The following is a 19357-nucleotide window of genomic DNA, read 5'->3' as shown; positions in this document are numbered from 1 at the left end:
AAAAAAGCCTGACGCCGTGGCGTCAGGCTTCGGCAGTTACTCTTTGTCTGGTGATGGGATCGCCATCGTCAGGCGACCGCGCGACTTATTGAAAATCTTGTTACCGTTTTCACGACCGGCACGGCGTGCGCGTTGCTCTTCCGGGGACAGCTGTGCCTCCTCCATACAGAGCGGGCTACAGCAGTTGTGGAATCTTTCTGCGCAGCTCGGACACTGAATAAACAGCAAATGGCAGCCGTCGTTAACGCAATTGGTATGCGTGTCGCACGGCGTGCCACACTGGTGGCACTGCGACAGCACATCGTCAGAAATACGCTCGCCCATGCGCTCGTCAAACACAAAATTTTTGCCTTTGAAGCGCACCGGTAAACCCTGTTCGCGCGCGCGACGGGCATATTCAATGATGCCGCCTTCAATGTGGTAAACATCATCAAATCCGTTATGGCGCATCCAGGCACTGGCCTTTTCGCAGCGAATGCCACCGGTGCAGTACATAACGATCTTTTTGTCTTTCTGCTCCTGCAGCATCTCCACCGCCATGGGCAGCTGATCGCGGAAAGTATCCGCCGGGATCTCCATCGCGTTGTCAAAGCGCCCGACTTCATATTCGTAGTGGTTACGCATATCCACAAATACCGCGTCGGGGTCGTCCAGCATGGCGTTCACTTCCGCCGCTTTCAGATAGGTGCCCACATCGCTGGCGTCGAAGCTGTCATCGTCAATGCCGTCGGCAACGATGCGATCGCGCACTTTGAGGCGCAGCACCCAAAAGGATTTGCCGTCATCGTCGAGCGCAACGTTCATACGCAGGTTATCCAGCGCCGGGTCAAAAGCGTAGAGAAAGCTTTTCATTTTCTCATACAGGCTGGCCGGCACACTGATTTGCGCGTTAATGCCCTCTTTGGCGACATAGACGCGACCAAACACCTTGAGCTGAGTCAGACCCAGGTAGAGCGCATCGCGAAAGGCTTTTGGATCGGCGATGTGAAAATATTTATAGAACGAGACGGTGGTGCGCGGTTCCGTTTCCGCAAGCATGCGCGCCTTCAGTTCTTTGTTGTTAACAAGGTTATGTAACACTGGCATGGTGTTCTTTCCTGTTGGGGATAAAAATTGCGCCGCACATGATACAGCAATGCGTCAGGATGCAAAGGAAATTGATCTCAATTAAGTTTTTTGGCCGCTACCGCTCGCACTGTTAGAGAGCCAACCTGACGGGCTGAAGGCGTACGTTTATTTCAGCTCAGGAGAAAAGCTGGCACAATAGAGAAAATTAACGAGATCGTCGCACCCTCAGGTGCCTTACGCAGGATAAGCTTTTTCATATGACTCAACTGCCGCAGTTTTCCCGAGAACTCCTTCATCCCCGTTACTGGCTCACATGGCTGGGCATCGGCTTTCTCTACCTGCTGGTGCTGCTGCCCTATCCGCTGCTCTATATATTAGGTTGTGGGTTGGGCCGTATCTCTATGCGTTTTCTGAAGCGTCGCGTCGCTATCGCCCAACGTAACCTGGAGCTCTGTTTTCCAGAAATGCCCACCAGCGAACGTGAAGCGATGGTAAAGCATAATTTTGAATCGGTTGGCATGGGGTTAATTGAAACCGGTATGGCATGGTTCTGGCCTGACTGGCGTGTAAAAAAGTGGTTTGCCGTTTCTGGCCTTGAGCATATTCAAAAAGCCAAAGATGAGCAGCGCGGCGTACTGCTTATCGGTATGCACTTCCTCACGCTGGAACTGGGGGCGCGTATTTTTGGCATCTATAATCCCGGCATCGGGGTTTACCGTCCCAACGATAATAAATTGCTCGACTGGCTACAGACCTTTGGCCGCATGCGCTCCAACAAGAGCATGCTGGATCGCAAAGATCTGAAGGGAATGATTCGCGCGCTGAAAAACGGCGAAATTATCTGGTATGCGCCGGATCATGACTATGGCCCACGCAGCAGCGTGTTTGTACCCTTTTTTGGCGTGGAAAAAGCCGCGACAACGGTTGGAACCTATCTGCTTATCCGCAGCGGTAAACCCCACGTAGTGCCTTTTGTTCCGCGTCGCCTGCCACATGGAAAAGGCTATGAAATGTTAATTTTGCCTGACGTTAGCGCACAAATGCCACTGGAGAGCGATGCGGCAACGGCGGCACAGATGAATAAGGTTGTGGAAGAAGGCGTATTGCTGGCACCGGAACAGTATATGTGGCTACATCGCCGGTTTAAAACCCGACCCGAGGGCGAACCCTCACGCTATTAATCTTTTCTGGCGGGAGCCCAGGCTTCCGCCACGACCATCCTTAACCACCGCTTACGCTTACTTATCAGTGCTATTTTACCCAGCCTCTTGTTTTTACTCATTATTTATTGAAAGCCAGCCAGATTTGTACCAGCAAATACTACACATCCACTTATGCCGCTTCGCTTCTTAAATTAACTGTTCATGCTGGCTAAATTAATTTCGCTAAAAAGAAGGAAATTTCCCTTTGCTACGTTAACTTATGGCTGAGAAATTAATGATTGAGATTAATCCTGGCTGGCACTAATTTATTTTCGTTCCAGGGCTTTTCTTATTTATAAGCTTACAATTCTTTGCTTTAGCTAATGTGTGCAGTAAAATTAACTTATTTTACAAGGCATTGTCCCATTAGCTTTATTGCATATAATCATTATGACAATTATGAAAACCTCTTATACCTTTATGGAATTTGTACATTCAGATACATATCGGTAGTTTCGAACGTGACAGTTAAATATTTAACTGCCCTTTAAAAATATAAAAAGATTACACATAGCAAATCTCTAGCAGGAACATAAAATGAATAAAGGCATTTATTATTACGTTACTATCAGTACCGATCAGGAGAATTATCATTATTTGCACCGCAAAGAGTGCAAGCGTATGCCAGAGAAAGAAGACATGGTATTTATCGGCACGCTCTATAATTTGAATCAGGCCTTATCCATTGCGCGCATCAATTTCAAAAAGGTGAAACCCTGTATTAAATGTTGCATCCGGTATTCTGCACCAGTTATGCGCGAAACAGTGCGCCCGGTACTGCACTTCCCGCAAAAATCGCTGTGAATCAGAGCGGGCGGGACGACTTTCTCTCCCGCCTTCTCTTTTTCCTCCTTTCTCCTGAAAAATTTCGTCTATTCTTCTCTGACATTCCATTAAACAGGCAAGGAGAAGAGTGATGAGCATGTTCAGTACGTTAGAAGAAGCCATCGATGCTGCCCGTGAAGAGTTTCTCGCCGATCATCCCGACCTTGATGCAGAGGATGCCAGCATCAGTCAGTTTGGCCTGCAAAAATATGTCATGCAGGATGGTGACATTATGTGGCAGGCAGAGTTCTTTGAAGAGGAAGGCGAATCGGGCGAGTGTCTGCCTGTCCGCAGCGGTGAGGCCGCACAGGCTATTTTTGACGGCGATTTCGACGAGATTGAGCTGCGCCAGGAGTGGCAGGCCGAAAATACGCTGCACGAATGGGATGAAGGTGAATTTCAGCTTGAGCCGCCGCTCGACAGCGAAGAAGGTGAAGCAGCAGCGCAAGAGTGGGAAGATGACAACAGCGAGTCTGACCGCCTGCTTTAACTACTCGTAGGGCCCGTGGTGGGCATCTACTGGCAACAGCATGGTGTCCACCACCAGCGACAGCGGCAGGTCAAGGATGGTCAGGACGCGCCAGGGGCCATCACGCACATCCCACTGTACGCCAGGATAGTACTGGTTGCCGTGCCCCTGTCCGGGCACGGCGCGACTGATAATACTGCCGCATCCGCTCAGCATTAGCGCTATCAGCGCCCCCACCATCATTTTTAGCAAGCTATTCACCTGACGTTCTCATCTGTGTTCTCGACCGCGCCAGCGAGCTAACGCTTACCTGTGCCCGTTAACGGCCTTTATCATTTTAAACAGCAACAATAAAAAAGCGGCATCGCTGCCGCTTTTTACAGGGATAAGTTAACCGGCCTGCGGCGGTAACGCCAGCGGATTCAATGCAAGCTTTTGATAGCTTTCCACCCACTGATGATACTTATCACTATTTTCCCACAGGCGTGAATGCACGCGTGCCAGTACAACCGGGTCGCTGATAAGCTGTAAACGCTGTTCACGGTTAAGCTTCTCCGGCACATCACTCAGCGCCTGATCGACGCGGCGGTCACGCGCGTAGTCGAGCAGCTGGCTCTGCTTATGGCGAGAGGTCGCCAGCGCGGTTGCCAGTGCGTTGAACGCCGGATGGAACAGTGCATGCATAAAGCCGTGCTTAAGTGCCCGCTCGCGGTTGATCTGCAGATAATGGTCAGTATCGACCAGCTCTTTCGGCGGATCATACTCTTCCGGGATCAGGAACAGATTAGCGCGCTTACTCTTCAGCCCTACCGTTGCCCGGCTCGACATCACCGAAACAAATGGCGACAGAATCAGTGAGAAGACAATCGGCGCCAGCCACCACAGGAAGTTAAGATCCAGCACGCCCATTCCCACTGCCCAGACCACGCCGAGCAGCATCTGTGAGCCGTGGCGACGGAACGCTTCACTCCATGGCGTTGCGTCATCATCACGCTGTGGTGAGTTCCAGACCACCTCCCAGCCGAGGAAAGCGCTGACCACAAACACGGTGTGAAACAGCATACGCACCGGTGCCAGCAGCACAGAGAACAGCATCTCCAGCAGCAGAGAGATAAACAGCCGGAACGCACCGCCATAAGGTTTCGCGCCTTTAAACCAGATCAGCACCACACTGAGCAGTTTGGGCAGAAACAGCAGAACCAGCGTCGTCGAGAAGAGCGCAATCGCCAGTTCAGGACGCCACTGCGGCCAGACCGGAAAGAGCTGCCTGGGCTGCAGGAAGTACGTTGGTTCCATAAGCGTATGGACCACCTGCAGAGCGGTAGAGAGCGCCAGGAACATAAACCACAGCGGTGCTGACAGATAAGACATTACGCCGGTCAGGAACACCGCACGGTGCACCGGGTGCATGCCTTTTACCAGAAACAGGCGGAAGTTCATCAGGTTACCGTGACACCAGCGGCGGTCGCGCTTCAGCTCATCCAGCAGGTTGGGTGGCAGTTCTTCATACGAGCCCGGAAGATCGTAGGCAATCCAGACGCCCCAGCCCGCACGACGCATTAGCGCCGCTTCGACAAAGTCGTGTGACAGAATCGAACCGGCAAATGAGCCTTCACCCGGTAACGGTGCCAGCGCACAGTGCTCAATAAAGGGCTTAACGCGGATAATTGCGTTGTGGCCCCAGTAGTGCGACTCGCCCAGCTGCCAGAAGTGCAGACCTGCTGTAAACAGCGGACCGTAAACGCGTGTAGCAAACTGCTGGCAGCGCGCATAGAGCGTATCCATGCCTGACGCCTTCGGCGACGACTGGATAATGCCCGCGTTAGGATTCGCCTCCATCATGCGAACCAGACCGGTGAGACACTCACCGCTCATCACGCTGTCTGCATCCAGCACCACCATATAGCTGTAATTGCTGCCCCAGCGACGGCAAAAGTCATCAATGTTGCCGCTCTTACGCTTTACGCGGCGGCGGCGTCGGCGATAAAAAATCTTACCTGCGCCGCCCACATCGCGCACCAGCTCCATCCACGCCTTCTGCTCAGCGATGGCAATATCGGGATCGTAACTGTCGCTCAGCACGTAGACATCAAAGTGATCCGCGTTGCCGGTGCGCACGACCGATTCCCAGGTGGCACGTAAGCCAGCAAAAACGCGCTCCACGTCTTCGTTGCAGATCGGCATAATGAGCGCGGTGCGATGTTCCGGGTTAAGCGGTTCGTCGCCCTGCGTTGAGTACGAAATGCTGTACTTGTCACGTCCGATCAGCAACTGCAGGAAGCCCATCAGCGCGGTCCAGAATCCCGCAGAGACCCAGCAGAAGAGTATGGCGAACAGGAACAAAATACCGGTCTGCAAGACATAGGGCAGGATCTGCATCACTGACTGTTGCCAGTTCTGGTTGATCATCTCCATGGGATCGAGCAGCGTCCAGCCCTGATAAGGCAGGATGGTTTTCATATACCAGGTCGCCACCACGGTCTGAAACAGGGTCAGGATCAACAGCACATAGCGGCGCATTGAGCCGACATGACGCCACTTCTCTTCCGCACGCTGCTCTTCTGCGTTGGCATATCGGTGGGTCAGCTTTTCGCCGCGCAGGGAGTTCCACGCCCGTACCAGCGGGTTAGTCCGCCAGGCTTCCGGGAACATCAGCGAGCGTTTAACCTTTGGCATCGCCTTCAGCGTGGTGCGGTCAAGATAGTCCTTGCCGAACTGCTCTCCCCCTGCCACCGCATCGGGCCACGCCATCCTGACGCGAGTCGAAACGGACTTCAGTGGTGCATCGTCGGGACGATCGCTGGCGGCCACATCCTGGCCAAGCGCATCATGTATGAAGTGAAACGCCTCGGCGTGTTGCAGCGAGGCGCTTAAACGGGCCTTCCCTGCCGCATCCAGCGGCAGGGCTTCCACGTAATTTTTGGGAATAAATGTCGGATTATTCATTGGCAGGTAACTGATAGCTCCAGGTTTCCGTCAATGTCTTATCACCGCTAACCAGCGCGGCGCGCATTTCAGTAGGCTGTTTGTTATCTTTAACGCGCAGACGCAGCACCAGACGCCAGCCTTTTGTGACCGGGTTATAGCGCACACTCTGCTCAACCACTTCACCGTTATCACCCACGCTGACCTGTGGCGCAACCTGTGCATTGCTCGGCATGTCGCTCATTGCTTTACCAACAAAATCGATGGTAAAGGCGATGGATCCGTCAGGCTGGCGGACAAGGTTAGACTGCCTGACGTCGCCCGCTGAGCGCAGCGTATTTTTTACCCAGGCGGTATCGTCGGAGTGCAGCTGGCTTTCGTCACGCGTAAAATGCAGACGATAGGCAAAGTTCATCTCTTTGCCCGGATCGGGCAGATTTTCCGGCGTCCAGAACGCAACAATATTGTCGTTGGTTTCGTCAGCGGTCGGAATTTCTACCAGCTCTACGCGCCCTTTGCCCCAGTCGCCCACCGGTTCAACCCAGCCGCTTGGACGCATATCGTAACGATCGTCGAGATCCTGGTAGTGGCTAAAATCGCGGCCGCGCTGCAGCAAGCCAAAGCCTTTCGGACTTTCAATCGTATAGGTGCTCACTGCCAGATGGCGCGGATTATTAAGTGGACGCCAGATCCATTCGCCGTTGCCGCTGTGAATCGACAAACCGTCAGAGTCATGCAGCTCTGGTCGGAAGTTGTTGACTGGCGAAGGCTGATTCGCCCCAAACAGGAACATACTGGTCAGCGGCGCAATGCCGAGCTTGCCCACTTTGTCGCGCAGGTAAATTTTTGACTGCACGTCAACGGTCGATGCTTTGCCCGGATGCACGGTAAAGCGATAGGCGCCTGTTGCACGCGGTGAGTCAAGCAATGCATAGATGACCAGTTGCTTATCCTGCGGCTTAGGACGCTGGATCCAGAACTCCTTAAAGCGCGGGAACTCTTCACCGGACGGCAGCGCGGTATCAATAGCCAGACCACGTGCTGACAGGCCATAAACCTGATCGGCACCGATGACGCGGAAATAGCTCGCGCCCAGGAAGCTGGCGATTTCATCGTCCTTTTTATTGCGCGAGTTAAGCGGATAAAGCACTTTAAAACCGGCAAACCCTAAATTTTTTACCGCATCGGCATCGTGATTGACGTTGCCAAAGTTAAAGTAATCTGGGCTGTATTTGATTTCACGCACCGCATTAGCCGCTACTTCGTTGATTTTTACCGGCGTGTCGAAATACATGCCCTGATGGTAAAACTCAAGTTTGAACGGCGTACGCAGTTTGCCCCAGTACGCTTTGTCGTGGTTAAACTGGATCTGCTGATAATCAGCAAATTTCATTTCACGAAACTGAGAGGGTAAATTGCTCTTAGGCGCCTCAAAACTTTTCCCTGCCAGCGTTTTGGCTTCTTTTGCAACGTCATCAAGGTTAAACGCCCAGCTATTGTTGGCGTACAACGCCAGCAGAACTGCCGCACCAAGCCAGCGCATTTTCATCAGTCCGCCTTTATTTTCTACTTTAATCAGCACATCCCCCCCTTTCGTGTGCTAAGTACAAACCCATTTATCTTAAAGGATTATTCGCTTTTCCGACAGCGTCTCCAAAAGAATGTTCCGTGGTTTCGTCTCTGGAAGGCCCTCTTTTAGGACAATTAAACGTTCCAGAATCAACTGATAGTATACGCTGTTTACAGCGGGTAGAATTTACCCCGGGTAACCTCCAGTTTCAGGGCGAAACTGGCCAGAACAGCCAACAAAATGGGATGTTATGAGCACTGTGAAACCTGAGCGAGAATATTTCCTCGATTCAATACGGGCATACTTAATGCTGCTGGGAGTTCCTTTTCACGTCTCCCTTATCTACTCCACGCAAAAGTGGGCCGTTAACAGTCACGATGCGTCGCTGTGGCTGACCGTGCTGAATGACTTCATTCATTCGTTCCGCATGCAGGTCTTTTTTGTTATCTCCGGCTATTTCTCCTACATGCTCTATCTGCGCTACGAAGCCAGACGCTGGCTGAAAGTGCGCCTTGAGCGTGTTGGCATCCCGATGCTGACTGCCGTGCCGCTGATTACGCTGCCGCAGTTTTTTATACTGCGCACGCTTACGGATAAAATGGGCAACTGGGATAGCCTGACGCCTTACGGTAAGTTTAATAACCTGATGTGGGAGCTGATCTCGCATCTGTGGTTTCTTGTGGTGCTGGTGCTCCTTACCACGCTCGGTATGCTGACGTTTAACTGGCTGCGTCGCCAGCAGCGTCATATTGATTACAGCCGGGTCGGCTGGGGTAACATTACGCTGGCAATACTGGGTTATGCCCTGCTGTGGGATCTCTTCCGCCGCGCGGTGTTTACCTTTTTCCCTGCGCTGCTGATGGACGGCTTATTCAGCATTATGGTAATGCAGACGCTGCTGTTTCTCCCTTTCTTTATGCTGGGTGCACTGGCGTGGAAGCATCCTGCCCTGAAGCAGCTGTTTGTACGTTTTAACCCGGTTATGTGTTTTGGTGCGATTCTGGTTTTTATCGCCTACAGCCTTAACCAGCGTTACAGCAGCGGCGACGGCTGGATGTATGAGCTTGATGCCCTGATTACGACGCTGATGGGACTCTGTATGCTGAACGTCTGTTTTAGCCTTGGTCACCGCATGCTTAATTCGCACTCCCCGCGCATCATGTATCTGGTTAATGCCTCGCTGTTTATCTATCTGGTACACCATCCGTTAACGCTGCTGTTCGGCATTTTTGTCACGCCCCTGATTGACAATAACACCCTGGGCTTTTTTGCCGGACTGGCGCTGGTATTCGGTATTTCGTTCCTGCTGTATGAAATTCATCTGCGCATTCCGCTTCTGCGTTTCCTTTTCTCTGGGAAACCCCAGCGCAGCAGCGCGTCGAAAGATAAGGTGAGCGCGTAACGCGCGTGCAGTCAATCAACGCCAAAGATGGCAGGGAGCTTTGTTGCCAGGCTCACCTGCCACCGGTTACAGCAGCCACTCAATGGGCAGTCGCCATACCAGCCGCACCAGCAGGCGCTGCACCCAGGTACAGCGCGGCTCATGTTTGTGCACGATCTCCTGCGCTTCGCCAGGGTACTCTACCCAGTTAACCCGTCCCCATTTATCAAGCCGCAGCGACCAGGCGCGATCGCGCATCGCCGCGCTAAAGCGCTGATGGGTTTGCTGTGCCAGCGATTCGCTCTCAATTACCAGCCCCATTTCAGTATTCAGCACCGCCGAGCGCGGGTCGAAATTGAACGAGCCGATAAAGAGTGTCTCCTCATCGACGGTAAAGGTTTTAGCATGCAGACTGGAGCCTGAGTTACCGGTCAGGCCGCGATCGTGCGGCGCATCGGGAACGCCAGACTGCGGCTTCAGCTCATACAGTTCGATACCGTGCCGTAGCAGCTTTTTACGCCATTTGGCGTAACCGGCATGTACGATTGAAACATCGTTAGCAGCCAGCGAGTTAGTCAGAATCGCGATTTTTACGCCGCGACGTTTCAACGCCAGCAGCTGAGCGACCCCGGCACGCGTCGGCACAAAATAGGCGGAAATAATATCGAACTGACGCTGCGGTGCGCCGATTACCTCAAGCATCCGCTGTGGCAGCAGGGTTTTACGACGGGCGCGGCCCAGCCCTTTACGCGGATCGTCGCTCAGCAGACGCGCATTAGCCCAGGTCATACGCAGCGTGCCCTGCTCCAGCTGGCTAACAAAAGGTGAACTGTCGAGACGCGCCATATAGCGCTGTACCGCCTCGCTGTCGCGCCAGCCTGGCGGCAGTGCGACAGACTCTTTGTGGCAATCGCTCTCGTCCAGCACGCTTTTAAGCGGCGCCACAGGTTTGCTGTGCCAGTAACGCTCGAAATCCTCGGACACCTCTTTCACCACCGGACCTGTCGCCAGCACGTCGAGGTCGGCAAACAGCGGCTCACTACCGGTAGCAAAATATTCATCGCCGACGTTGCGGCCCCCAACGATGGTGGCTACGCCATCAACGGTGAAGCTTTTATTATGCATGCGCCGGTTCAGCCGGGCGAAATCGGTGAGATAGCCCAGCGCGCGCAGAGTGCGAAATGAGAACGGATTAAACAGTTTTACCGTGATATTGGGATGACTGTCGAGCCGGGCCAGCGTGTCGTCCAGGCCCGGCGTATTATTATCGTCCAGCAGCAGCCGCACCTTAACGCCACGCCCGGCTGCCTCCAGCAGCGCGCTGAACAGTAGTCGCCCTGACATATCGTTCTGCCAGATGTAATACTGAACATCCAGCGTGCGCTCCGCTTTGCCCATCAGCAGGTAACGCGCGGCAAAAGCGTCCAGCCCGTCTGCCAGCGGATGTATGCCGCTCAGGCCTGGATGACGCGCGCTGCGCTGGCCAACGATCTTCTCAAGCCAGCTGACAGCAGACAGCTCAGACGACAGATTTAACGCTTCGGTCATTGGGGTTCCCTGGGTAATCGACACGCTCTTATTATTTAACGGTTCGTCGAATATGGCTATACGTGCACGCTGAGAGCAGCCAGAAAGCGCCATTTTTCAGCTAGACTTAGCCAGACCAACGCGACCGGCCAGCCAGAGGAGCGGACCATGACGTCAGATTCAGCCCTGCTTCAGCGCCACCATCCCCAGCTGTTCAAAAGTTTTTTCCAGGGCAGCTTTCCCTGCTCTACCGCCTGCCGCACCCCCGGCAAACGGCTGGATATGGTGATCAGTAGCGGCCACGATATGCTGCTGGAAAAAGATTACGCCGCGCTGGCGGCTCAGCGCCTGTATACGGCACGCGACGGTGCCCGCTGGCATTTAATTGAGAAAGTGCCAGGGCACTATGACTGGAGCAGTTTTCTGCCCATGGTGCAGGCGGCAAAACAGCATGAGATGCAGATTATCTGGGAGCTGGCGCATTTTGGTTATCCCGATCATTTAACTGTCTGGAAAACCTCTTTTATCGAGCACTTTGCACGCTTCGCCCGCGCGATGGCCGAGGTGATGCGCAATGAAGGCATTACCCAGCCTTTTTTCACGCCGGTTAATCAGATCTCGTTCTGGTCATGGGCCGGGGCTGACGTCGCCTGGTTTAATCCGCACGTCACTAACCGGGGCAAAGAGCTTAAGCGCCAGCTGGTGCGGGCGACACTGGCCGCGATCCAGTCGATCCGTGAGATCTATCCTGATGCCCGTTTTGTTCTGACCGATCCGCTGGTGCAGATCGCCAGCGATCCCCGTAACCCCGACAGCAAACCCTATGCCGATGCGCAGCACCAGGCGCAGTTTGAAGCCTGGGATATGCTGGCCGGGCGGATCGACAGTGAACTGGGAGGCAACGAATCGTGTCTGGATATCATTGGCCTCAACTACTATCCCGATAACCACTGGTTTTTTCCTGGCGAACCGATGCCCGAGACACATCCGCTGCGTCAGCCGCTGCATCGCCTGCTGGCGCAGTGCTGGCAGCGCTATCAGCGACCTTTGCTGCTGGCAGAAACCGGCGCGGAAGGCGAGTCGCGCGCTTCCTGGCTGCAACATGTCAGTGAAGAGGTGAAACTGGCGCTGGATCAGGGTATCGGTATTGAGGGTATTTCACTCTATCCCGTGGTGGAATATCCCGCCTGGGCTGACGATCGCCGATCGCCGGGTGCGCTGTTTGGTCTGGGCGATCCCAACGGCAATCGTACGCTGCACGAGGCGTTAGCGCTGGTGTTGCGCAGCCAGCAGATCAAGTTTCAGGCGAGGTGTCAGGGAGAGTGAACGGGGACTCTCTTTGATGTGCAGCTTTGCACTTCGAGAGAAGCCTGGGCCGGATGACGCACATCGGTCAGACAGGTCATGACAAAGAGAAATACCACGCCAATCAGACAGGCCGACAACAGACCAATAATGGCAATCAGTTTGTCATCTCGCGATTCCATAATGTCTCCTTCAGGAGGTCCATGCCGCCTGTCATTTACGCCTCAGCTCATCCAGAGCGCAACCATCAGGACGAAGATTATAAGCGTAACAGAGGTCACCGCAAGCACCACGATAGCAAAGTGCGCATCATCAAGGGGCTGGCGAATCGGCTCATCGTGCGGATCGTGCGGTGATGGCGGAAGCATAAATTCTCAACAAAATTCGGTGAACGGCCGCAGGCGTGCGGCGCTGACCAGTGTAGATGAAACGCGCAGGTGCGCCAGCGTTTTCTTCACGCAGAAAAATCGGGGCGCGATGTGCGCCCCGCAAGCGAGTTAAAAGTCGTAGCTGACGCCGACTTTCAGCGTGCGTCCGTCACCGCGGAACAGATAGGTTCCCGTGCTGTCAACGGAAGACCAGTACTTCTCATTGGTCACGTTATCGACACCGACACGCCACACCAGAGCATTTTCATCGACGTTCATGCGGTAGCGCATGCCGAGATCCAGCGTGGTGAAGCTGTCAATCTTTTTGCTGTTGGCGGAATCCGCCCACTGCGATCCGCTGTGTTCCACCTGCGCCGTCGCCGTCAGCCCCTCCACCGCTTTGATGTCATATTCTGCGCCCAGCACCAGGTTATAACGCGGTACGCCGATGGCGTCTTTACCGTTATAAGTCCCGTTTTCTGTGGTGGTCATCTCCGGATCGATCCAGCTGGCGCTGCCGTTAAGCCGCAGACCCAGCACCGGCTCACCAAAGATGTTCAGCTCAATACCGCGGTTGCGCTGCTCACCGTTCAGACCATAGCTGCCGTCACTGTTGAGAATGCCGGACGGTTTTTTTATCTCAAACAGCGCCAGCGACCCACCGACACGCTGAAAATCCACCTTTACACCCAGCTCGTTTTGCTTTGCATGGGCAATGCCGGTCGTGGTGCCATAGTTGGTGGCGTTATTTGGCGCGACATCACCCGGCTGCAGTGATTCTGTATGGTTTGCGTAGAGCGCGACTGACGCCACCGGTTTATAGACAATGCCATAGGTTGGCATCCAGCGGCTGTGGGTGTAGCGGCTGGCGGTGTCCTCCGCGCCGGTTTCGTTGCTGTAGTTACGCACCACCACTTTTTGATGACGTGCGCCAACCGTCAGCTGCACGCTGTCATTCAGCACGCCCAGCGTGTCGCTCAGCAGATAGCCCTGGGTGCGGGTACGCCCGCTGGTTAACGGATCGCTGTAATGACCGCCGGTCAGGTTATTGGTCGGGTTCGGCACCTTTTCGCTGTGATAAATATTGGTCGATTCAGTATTAGCGCCGTAGGCCATACGCCAGGCAGTGTTGTTGCGTGAGGTGTAGGCGGCATAGCCCAGATTGACCTTATGGCTGATAAAGCCGGTATCAAACTGGCCACGGATCCCCGCCATACCGCTAACGTTATTGATAATGCGGTTGGTATCAAGACGTCCTGTTTGCGCATTGCCGTTCGCGTCGGTCAGCTTCGGTGAGGCATAGTCACCCAGCTCATGGGAGTGCTGTGCTCCTGCTGCACCGTAGAGCGTCCAGCTATCGGTGAGATCGTACTCGGCACGCGCCAGACCAAATTCTGACGCAATATCGCTGTAAACCCACGGCTGGCTGTAGTTATGGCTGTTCGCGGGCAGCTTCGGAATAAAATCCACGCCGCTAATGTTTACGCCATTGTCTCCGTTATGAAAGGTCTTTTTTTGATAGCCAAGGTCGAGTGACGTCCGCAGTCGCTCACCGCGATAGTCGAGGCCGACTGACGCGGCAGTAGTGCGTTTCTTTTCGCCATCAACCCCGGTCTCCCCTTCCCGATGGACCGCATTCAGGCGTACGCCGAACTGGTTGTTATCGCCGAAGCGGCGACTGATATCGGCACGGGTGCCCGCCTGCTGCGCCGAGGTGTAGTCGACGCCAACGCGCGTCAGCGGCAGATCCTCAGCGTGCTTCGGCTCCAGATTGATCATACCGCCCACGCCGCTGCTGGCGGCGCCATTAAGCAGGCCATTTGCGCCTTTGAAGATTTCTACGCGATCGATCAGAGAAGCGTCCATGACCTGACGCGGAACTATCCCGGGCAGGCCACCAAAGGTCATATCGTCGCCATCCAGACTGAAGCCGCGAATGCGGTAGGTTTCCGCAAAGTTGCCGTAACCTTGCAGACTCTGCACGCCCGCATCGTTTTTCACTACGTCTGCGATGGTTTTCGCCTGTTGGTCCTCTACCAGCGTTGAAGTAAAACCAATAACATTGAACGGCACATCCATGGCGTTTTGTTCGCCAAGCATGCCAAGACGACCGCCGTGTGCGACCTGCCCATCAAGCCAGGCGGGCACCAGCTGGTTGCCGCCAGGTTTGAAATCACTTTGCGGCGCGGCGGTAACGGTCAGGGTCTGCTCGCCCTGACTGGCCGAGGCTGCGACGTTGCGGGCAGCTGAGGAGGACGCTGGGGGAACGTGGGTGGTAGCAGCCATCACTGGCAAACAACCGGCGCTGACCAGCAAGGCCAGCAGCGTCGGTTTATATCCCGGAGAAGAAAGCGAACGGTACATAATCGATCCCTAATGCAAAGGTTACTGATAATCATTATTATTGCGGTTTGCGATTATGCGTGGCGCAGCGGGGTTTGCAAGCGAAATCTCGTCAGAAACGCCACCGATAAAGAGAACGTCATAAAAGAGAGGGAGGTTAAACGCGGCAGAGGAAGCCACGGTCTTCTGATGCAGCAGCCTTCGCCGCCGCATCAGCGGGCGTTAACGCGCCTGCCAGCCGCCGCCCAGCGCGCGATAGAGCGCAATCTGCGCCAGTAGCAGATCGTTTTTTACCGATACCAGGCTGAGCTGTGTGCTGAAGAGTGTGCGCTGCGCGTCCAGCTCATCCAGATAGGAGGCGTAGCCGTTCTGATAGCGGTTACGGGCAATGCGCAACGCCTCAGAAACATACTCCTCCTGCTTTTCCAGCTCCGCCAGCCGCGCCTGCCCCTGCAAAATGGCATCCATCGCATCGTTAACCTCGGAAAATGCGTTGCGCACCACTTTTTCATAGCTGTAAAGCGCCTGATTGCGCGATGCCATAGAGATATCGACCTGCGCCGTCTGCGCTTCCCGATTCAAAATCGGTGCCAGCACGCTGCCGCCAACACTCCAGAGCCGTACAGGATTATCAATAAGCTGGTGCAGCGCCGTGCTCTCCAGCGTGCCGCTGGCGGTGAGGTTCAGTGACGGCAGCAGTTGCGCTTTTGAAGACGCGAGCGTTGCATCTGCCGCCAGCAGCAACCGCTGTGCCTGAACAATATCAGGCCGTCGGTTCAGCAGCTGCGACGGCAGCAGCTGGGGCATTCGCTGCGGCATAATCTGGTTGAACTGCGGGCGGCGCGCAATCTCGCGCGGGTTCATTCCCACCAGTATGCTCAGGGCATTCTCCTGCTGGGCAATTTGATGTTTCAGCTGCGGCACCTGCGCTCTGGCGGTCTGAAACTCAGAGGCCGCCTGCATCCATTCAAGCCGGGAGCTGTAGCCGGTTTCAAACTGGCGCTGGGCGAGCTGCAGCGAGTTGCCGCGCGTTTCCAGTGTCGCCTCCGTCACCCGCAGCTGTTCATCCAGCGCAACCAGACTCATGTAGCCAGAGGCCACCGAGCTGGCGACGGTCAGCTCAGCTGCCGATGCCGCCGCACGCTGTGCCTCAAGCGACGCTTCGCTGGCAGCGATGCTGCTGCTACGCGCCCCCCACAGATCGACATCATAGTTGGCCTGCAGCAGCCCCTGATAGACGGCATTCTCATAAGGCTGCCCGGTGGCGGCAGATAGCGTGCGCTGGTGTGTTACTCCTACCCCGGCGCTGAGCGTGGGAAAATTATCACCCTGTTCTGCACGCAGCCGGGCGCGATACTGTTCAACGCGGGCGCGGGCGGTGAGAATATCCAGGTTGTTGCGCAGCGCCTGTGTCACCAGCCGGTTGAGGTTTTCGTCGCCAAAGGCGCGCCACCATTCCGCTTCAGGCGCACTGGCAGGCCCAGCCTGATTGCGCCACGCTGCCGGGATCGGCAGTGACGAAGGCGCTTTTTCAACGTCCGTGGCGCAGCCGGCCAGCACCAGCGCCGTCAGGCTGGCAAGCAGTAACCGCCGCATCACTCTGCCGCCCTGCTGTGCGGCTGCGCGGCGGTATCAATACTGACTTCCACAGACATGCCGGGCCGCAGTTCGCGCATGTCGTCAGCCTCAATGGCGATGCGCACGGGAATGCGCTGGGCAATTTTAACAAAGTTTCCGGTGGCATTATCGGGTGAGATTGCGCTGAACTCCGATCCCGCGGCCGGCGAGATAAACTCCACGCGGCCGTGGTAACGCTTGCCGTTCAGCGCATCCACGCGAAACGTAACCGGCAAGCCTGGCCGGATCGCGGCCATCTGCGTCTCTTTCATGTTGGCGATAACCCATTTCTGGTCAGGGACCACCGACGTCAGCCGCGTACCTGCGGTAACATAGGCACCTTTACGCACCGAAAGCTGGCCAAGCTGGCCGGCATCCGGCGCGATAATACGCGTGTTCGCCAGATCAATATTCGCCAGTTCCAGCGCGGCCTGGGCACTGGCCACATCGCCCTCAAGCGATGCACGATTGACGATAACGGTTTGCAGATTCTGCTCCGCCACCGCCACCTGCGCCTCCGCCTGGCGCACCGCTGCCTGAGCCTGCGCGTTAGCAGCACGTGCCGCATCCCGCTCACGTACGGAAAGCGAGCCGTCAGCAGCAAGATTTTCTACTCGTTTCAGGTCAAAACCGCTTTTTAACGCCTGCGCTTTCGCGTTCTCCAGCGCAGCTTTGTTGCTGGTAATGGTTGCCTGAGCGCTGCGTCGCTGCTGCAGATTGTTATTGAGTGCGGCCTGTTTCATCGTTAGCTGCGCCTGCGCCTGGTGAACGCGCTGGCGATAGATGCGGTCGTCAATGGTCATCAGCAGCTGCCCTTTTTGCACTGGCTGGAGATCCACCACCTCTACCGACGTGAGATAGCCATTTACCTGTGGGCTGATAAAGGTGACCTGACCGCGTACGTAGGCGTTTTCCGTGCTCTGTATCGCACTGATAAAAGGCCAGAGTTGCCAGGCATATAAAATAATCAGCACGCCCACGATAGCAATGCCGCTACCTATCGCAATAGAGAGAATGCGTCGACGGTTAGCGCGCTCGCGCTCCGCAGCCTGAAGTTCATCCTGTTGACTCATCGTGACTCCGTAGGTTCTTGTGCCGCAGCGGCCAGACGCTGCTCCATCAGATTGAAACGTGCCTGTCGCCAGTCAAGGTATCGCCGGCGGGAAAGACGCCACAGCGCCCACATCAGGGTGACCAGTGCCAGTGCCGCCGTCAGTAGATAGGTGTCGTTATAGGCCAGTACGTTTGCCTGCAGCGTGGCAACGGTCTGTAACTGCACGGTGCTTTGCGCGCTCTGCAATACGGCATCGCCCAGCTGGCTGTTGAACAGGGCACTGTACTGGCTGAGACGCTCCGTAACGTTGGGATCGAGCAGCGACAGCTGATCGCCCAGCAGGCTGGAGTGATACTTTTCACGCCAGACCTGAAACGTGCCGAGGATAGCAGAGCCGATCAGCCCGCCCAGGTTCTGGCTCATGCCAAACAGCACGACAAAACTTACCAGATTCTTTGGCTGAGTCACTACGCTGCCGATACCAATCAACATGGCGGGTGTCATAAAAAACGTGCTGCTGAAGCCAAGCAAGAACTGGCTGAAATACATATTGTTGGCGCGCGTAACCGGACTCGACTGTGCATCCATTAGCGAGGCCACGATCATGACCGCCAGGGAGGTGACAATCGGCCAGTTAAGATGGGTCGGCTTGATGGTGAGCGCGCTGGCGGCGATACCGAGCGTCATGCCACCAATGATTGCCAGCGACAGGCCACGCATTTGATCGTTGAGCAGTCCCAGTTGCTGCAAAAAGCCCACTGCGCCGGTGTTCTGTTCCGCCAGCACAATACGCATCATAACCATTACAATACCGAGACGGACCATCATGCCGCTGCTCAGCCAGCGCGTATTGATCAACGGATTTTGCCGGTTGTGCTCGATGACAAAGGCGGCAACGATCAGAACCAGTGCCATAGCTAAACAGACGCCGAGCCAGGGCGTGCTAAACCACCACTCAATGCGCCCCAGCGACAGCACGCCACACAGCAGCGCCATGCCGGGAGCCAGCAGCATAAAGGTGACAAAATCGAGTTTTTCAAACGCCTTGATGCGATCGCCTGGCGGCAGCTTCACCATCAGTACGCAGCCTAGCGCAATCATCGCCAGCCCAAGCTCAAACAGATAGAGCCCACGCCACTCCTCCAGCTGCAGTAGCTCAGTCGAAAAGAGCCGCGCCACTGGAATCGCAAACTGTGAGGCGGTCAGGCCGATCACCAGCGCCTTGAGGCGGTGTCTGGCTGGCCAGGCCTGGACCTGATAGTAGATCCCCAGCGAGCTGAGTGCGGCCCCCGCCATGCCGTGAGCGGTGCGCACAATGATTGCCGAGCTGAGATCGTTGGCAAAGAGATGGAAGAAAGCCACCAGCACATAGAGCAGCAGAAAAGCTTCGGTAAAAACGCGCAGGCCAAACTGCTGACGGAATTTCACCAGCAGCAGATTGATAGAGATATTGCCCATCACATATACAGCGGGCAGCCAGGCAATTTCGCTGGAGTAAGCGCCAAACGTACCCTGCAGATTAGTGAGGTTAGCGGTGACCAGGGCATTGCTGAGCGCTCCCGTCAGGGAGATCAACAGGCCAATTAGTCCAAACGCAACCCGCTTTGGCGTTGAGTGAAGCGGTGTCGAAGGCGAACCCGGCAGCATGGGTTTCTCATGCGGCAACCATTCACGCTGTGCGTAGGGATTGCGTCTCGCCACGG

General features: G+C 55.3%; 16 protein-coding genes. 5 read left to right on the top strand and 11 right to left on the bottom strand.

Going from position 1 to position 19357, the window contains the following annotated elements; genetic code table 11:
* Positions 1 to 36: 36 nt before the first annotated feature.
* On the bottom strand, positions 37 to 1086 hold the full coding sequence (locus HP564_RS01340; protein ID WP_371239454.1) for a rhodanese-related sulfurtransferase: 1050 nt from the start codon (positions 1084 to 1086) through the stop codon (positions 37 to 39).
* Positions 1087 to 1325: 239 nt separating this feature from the next.
* On the opposite strand from HP564_RS01340, the gene HP564_RS01335 reads away from it, so the two are divergent.
* The 3 genes from HP564_RS01335 (at position 1326) to HP564_RS01325 (ending at position 3585) form a co-directional block, all read left to right on the top strand.
* Positions 1326 to 2249: a Kdo(2)-lipid IV(A) acyltransferase gene (locus tag HP564_RS01335; RefSeq protein WP_371239452.1), complete on the top strand. Its 924-nt coding sequence runs from the start codon at positions 1326 to 1328 to the stop codon at positions 2247 to 2249.
* A 558-nt stretch (positions 2250 to 2807) separates the two neighbouring features.
* Complete coding sequence (locus HP564_RS01330) at positions 2808 to 3074, top strand: hypothetical protein (RefSeq protein ID WP_371239450.1); 267 nt, start codon at positions 2808 to 2810, stop codon at positions 3072 to 3074.
* Between the two features lie 112 nt (positions 3075 to 3186).
* Positions 3187 to 3585, top strand: coding sequence for a MysB family protein (locus tag HP564_RS01325; RefSeq protein WP_371239448.1), 399 nt, complete (start codon positions 3187 to 3189; stop codon positions 3583 to 3585).
* Here HP564_RS01325 and HP564_RS01320 read toward each other — a convergent pair whose 3' ends face one another.
* From HP564_RS01320 to HP564_RS01310, 3 genes are all read right to left on the bottom strand, one after another.
* Entirely contained in the window at positions 3586 to 3807 is a 222-nt protein-coding gene (locus tag HP564_RS01320) for a YceK/YidQ family lipoprotein (protein ID WP_371240620.1), read from the bottom strand. It lies immediately after the preceding gene.
* A gap of 147 nt (positions 3808 to 3954) precedes the next feature.
* A complete protein-coding gene (mdoH, locus tag HP564_RS01315; RefSeq protein ID WP_371239446.1) occupies positions 3955 to 6510 on the bottom strand; it encodes a glucans biosynthesis glucosyltransferase MdoH in 2556 nt (851 codons plus the stop codon).
* Positions 6503 to 8041: a glucan biosynthesis protein G gene (locus HP564_RS01310; protein WP_371240618.1), complete on the bottom strand. Its 1539-nt coding sequence runs from the start codon at positions 8039 to 8041 to the stop codon at positions 6503 to 6505. Before HP564_RS01310 ends, mdoH begins: the two co-directional genes overlap by 8 nt.
* A 268-nt stretch (positions 8042 to 8309) precedes the next feature.
* Between HP564_RS01310 and mdoC the strand changes: the two genes are divergently transcribed.
* Positions 8310 to 9461 carry a glucans biosynthesis protein MdoC gene (mdoC, locus tag HP564_RS01305; protein WP_371239444.1) on the top strand — a complete coding sequence of 384 codons (1152 nt, stop codon included), beginning with the start codon at positions 8310 to 8312 and terminating at the stop codon, positions 9459 to 9461.
* A gap of 66 nt (positions 9462 to 9527) precedes the next feature.
* Here the strand turns inward: mdoC and HP564_RS01300 are convergent, their stop codons facing one another.
* Entirely contained in the window at positions 9528 to 10988 is a 1461-nt protein-coding gene (locus HP564_RS01300; RefSeq protein ID WP_371239442.1) for a phospholipase D family protein, read from the bottom strand.
* A gap of 147 nt (positions 10989 to 11135) precedes the next feature.
* Here HP564_RS01300 and HP564_RS01295 point away from each other — a divergent pair, with 147 nt between their 5' ends.
* On the top strand, positions 11136 to 12293 hold the full coding sequence (locus HP564_RS01295) for a beta-glucosidase (protein ID WP_371239440.1): 1158 nt from the start codon (positions 11136 to 11138) through the stop codon (positions 12291 to 12293).
* Here HP564_RS01295 and HP564_RS01290 read toward each other — a convergent pair.
* From HP564_RS01290 to HP564_RS01265, 6 genes are all read right to left on the bottom strand, one after another.
* Complete coding sequence (locus tag HP564_RS01290; protein WP_371239438.1) at positions 12281 to 12454, bottom strand: hypothetical protein; 174 nt, start codon at positions 12452 to 12454, stop codon at positions 12281 to 12283. The two genes, HP564_RS01295 and HP564_RS01290, sit on opposite strands and share 13 nt — an antisense overlap.
* 42 nt (positions 12455 to 12496) lie before the next feature.
* Positions 12497 to 12640 (bottom strand): hypothetical protein, encoded by a 144-nt coding sequence (locus HP564_RS01285; protein ID WP_371239436.1) that lies wholly within the window; start codon positions 12638 to 12640, stop codon positions 12497 to 12499.
* Between the two features lie 129 nt (positions 12641 to 12769).
* Positions 12770 to 15004, bottom strand: a complete 2235-nt coding sequence (locus HP564_RS01280; RefSeq protein ID WP_371239434.1) for a TonB-dependent receptor — start codon at positions 15002 to 15004, stop codon at positions 12770 to 12772.
* Between the two features lie 201 nt (positions 15005 to 15205).
* The gene (locus HP564_RS01275; RefSeq protein WP_371239432.1) at positions 15206 to 16579 is read right to left on the bottom strand and encodes an efflux transporter outer membrane subunit; all 1374 of its coding nucleotides are present in this window, start codon (positions 16577 to 16579) and stop codon (positions 15206 to 15208) included.
* On the bottom strand, positions 16579 to 17673 hold the full coding sequence (locus HP564_RS01270; protein ID WP_371239430.1) for an HlyD family secretion protein: 1095 nt from the start codon (positions 17671 to 17673) through the stop codon (positions 16579 to 16581). Before HP564_RS01270 ends, HP564_RS01275 begins: the two co-directional genes overlap by 1 nt.
* On the bottom strand, positions 17670 to 19355 hold the full coding sequence (locus tag HP564_RS01265) for an MFS transporter (protein ID WP_371239428.1): 1686 nt from the start codon (positions 19353 to 19355) through the stop codon (positions 17670 to 17672). Before HP564_RS01265 ends, HP564_RS01270 begins: the two co-directional genes overlap by 4 nt.
* Positions 19356 to 19357: the final 2 nt, after the last annotated feature.

Origin of the sequence: Pantoea sp. KPR_PJ, assembly GCF_041386365.1 — a bacterium.
In the GTDB taxonomy this organism is placed as follows: Bacteria; Pseudomonadota; Gammaproteobacteria; order Enterobacterales; family Enterobacteriaceae; genus Pantoea.
The sequence above is the reverse complement of the archived record's forward strand: the minus strand, read 5'-3'. Positions and strand labels throughout refer to the sequence as shown.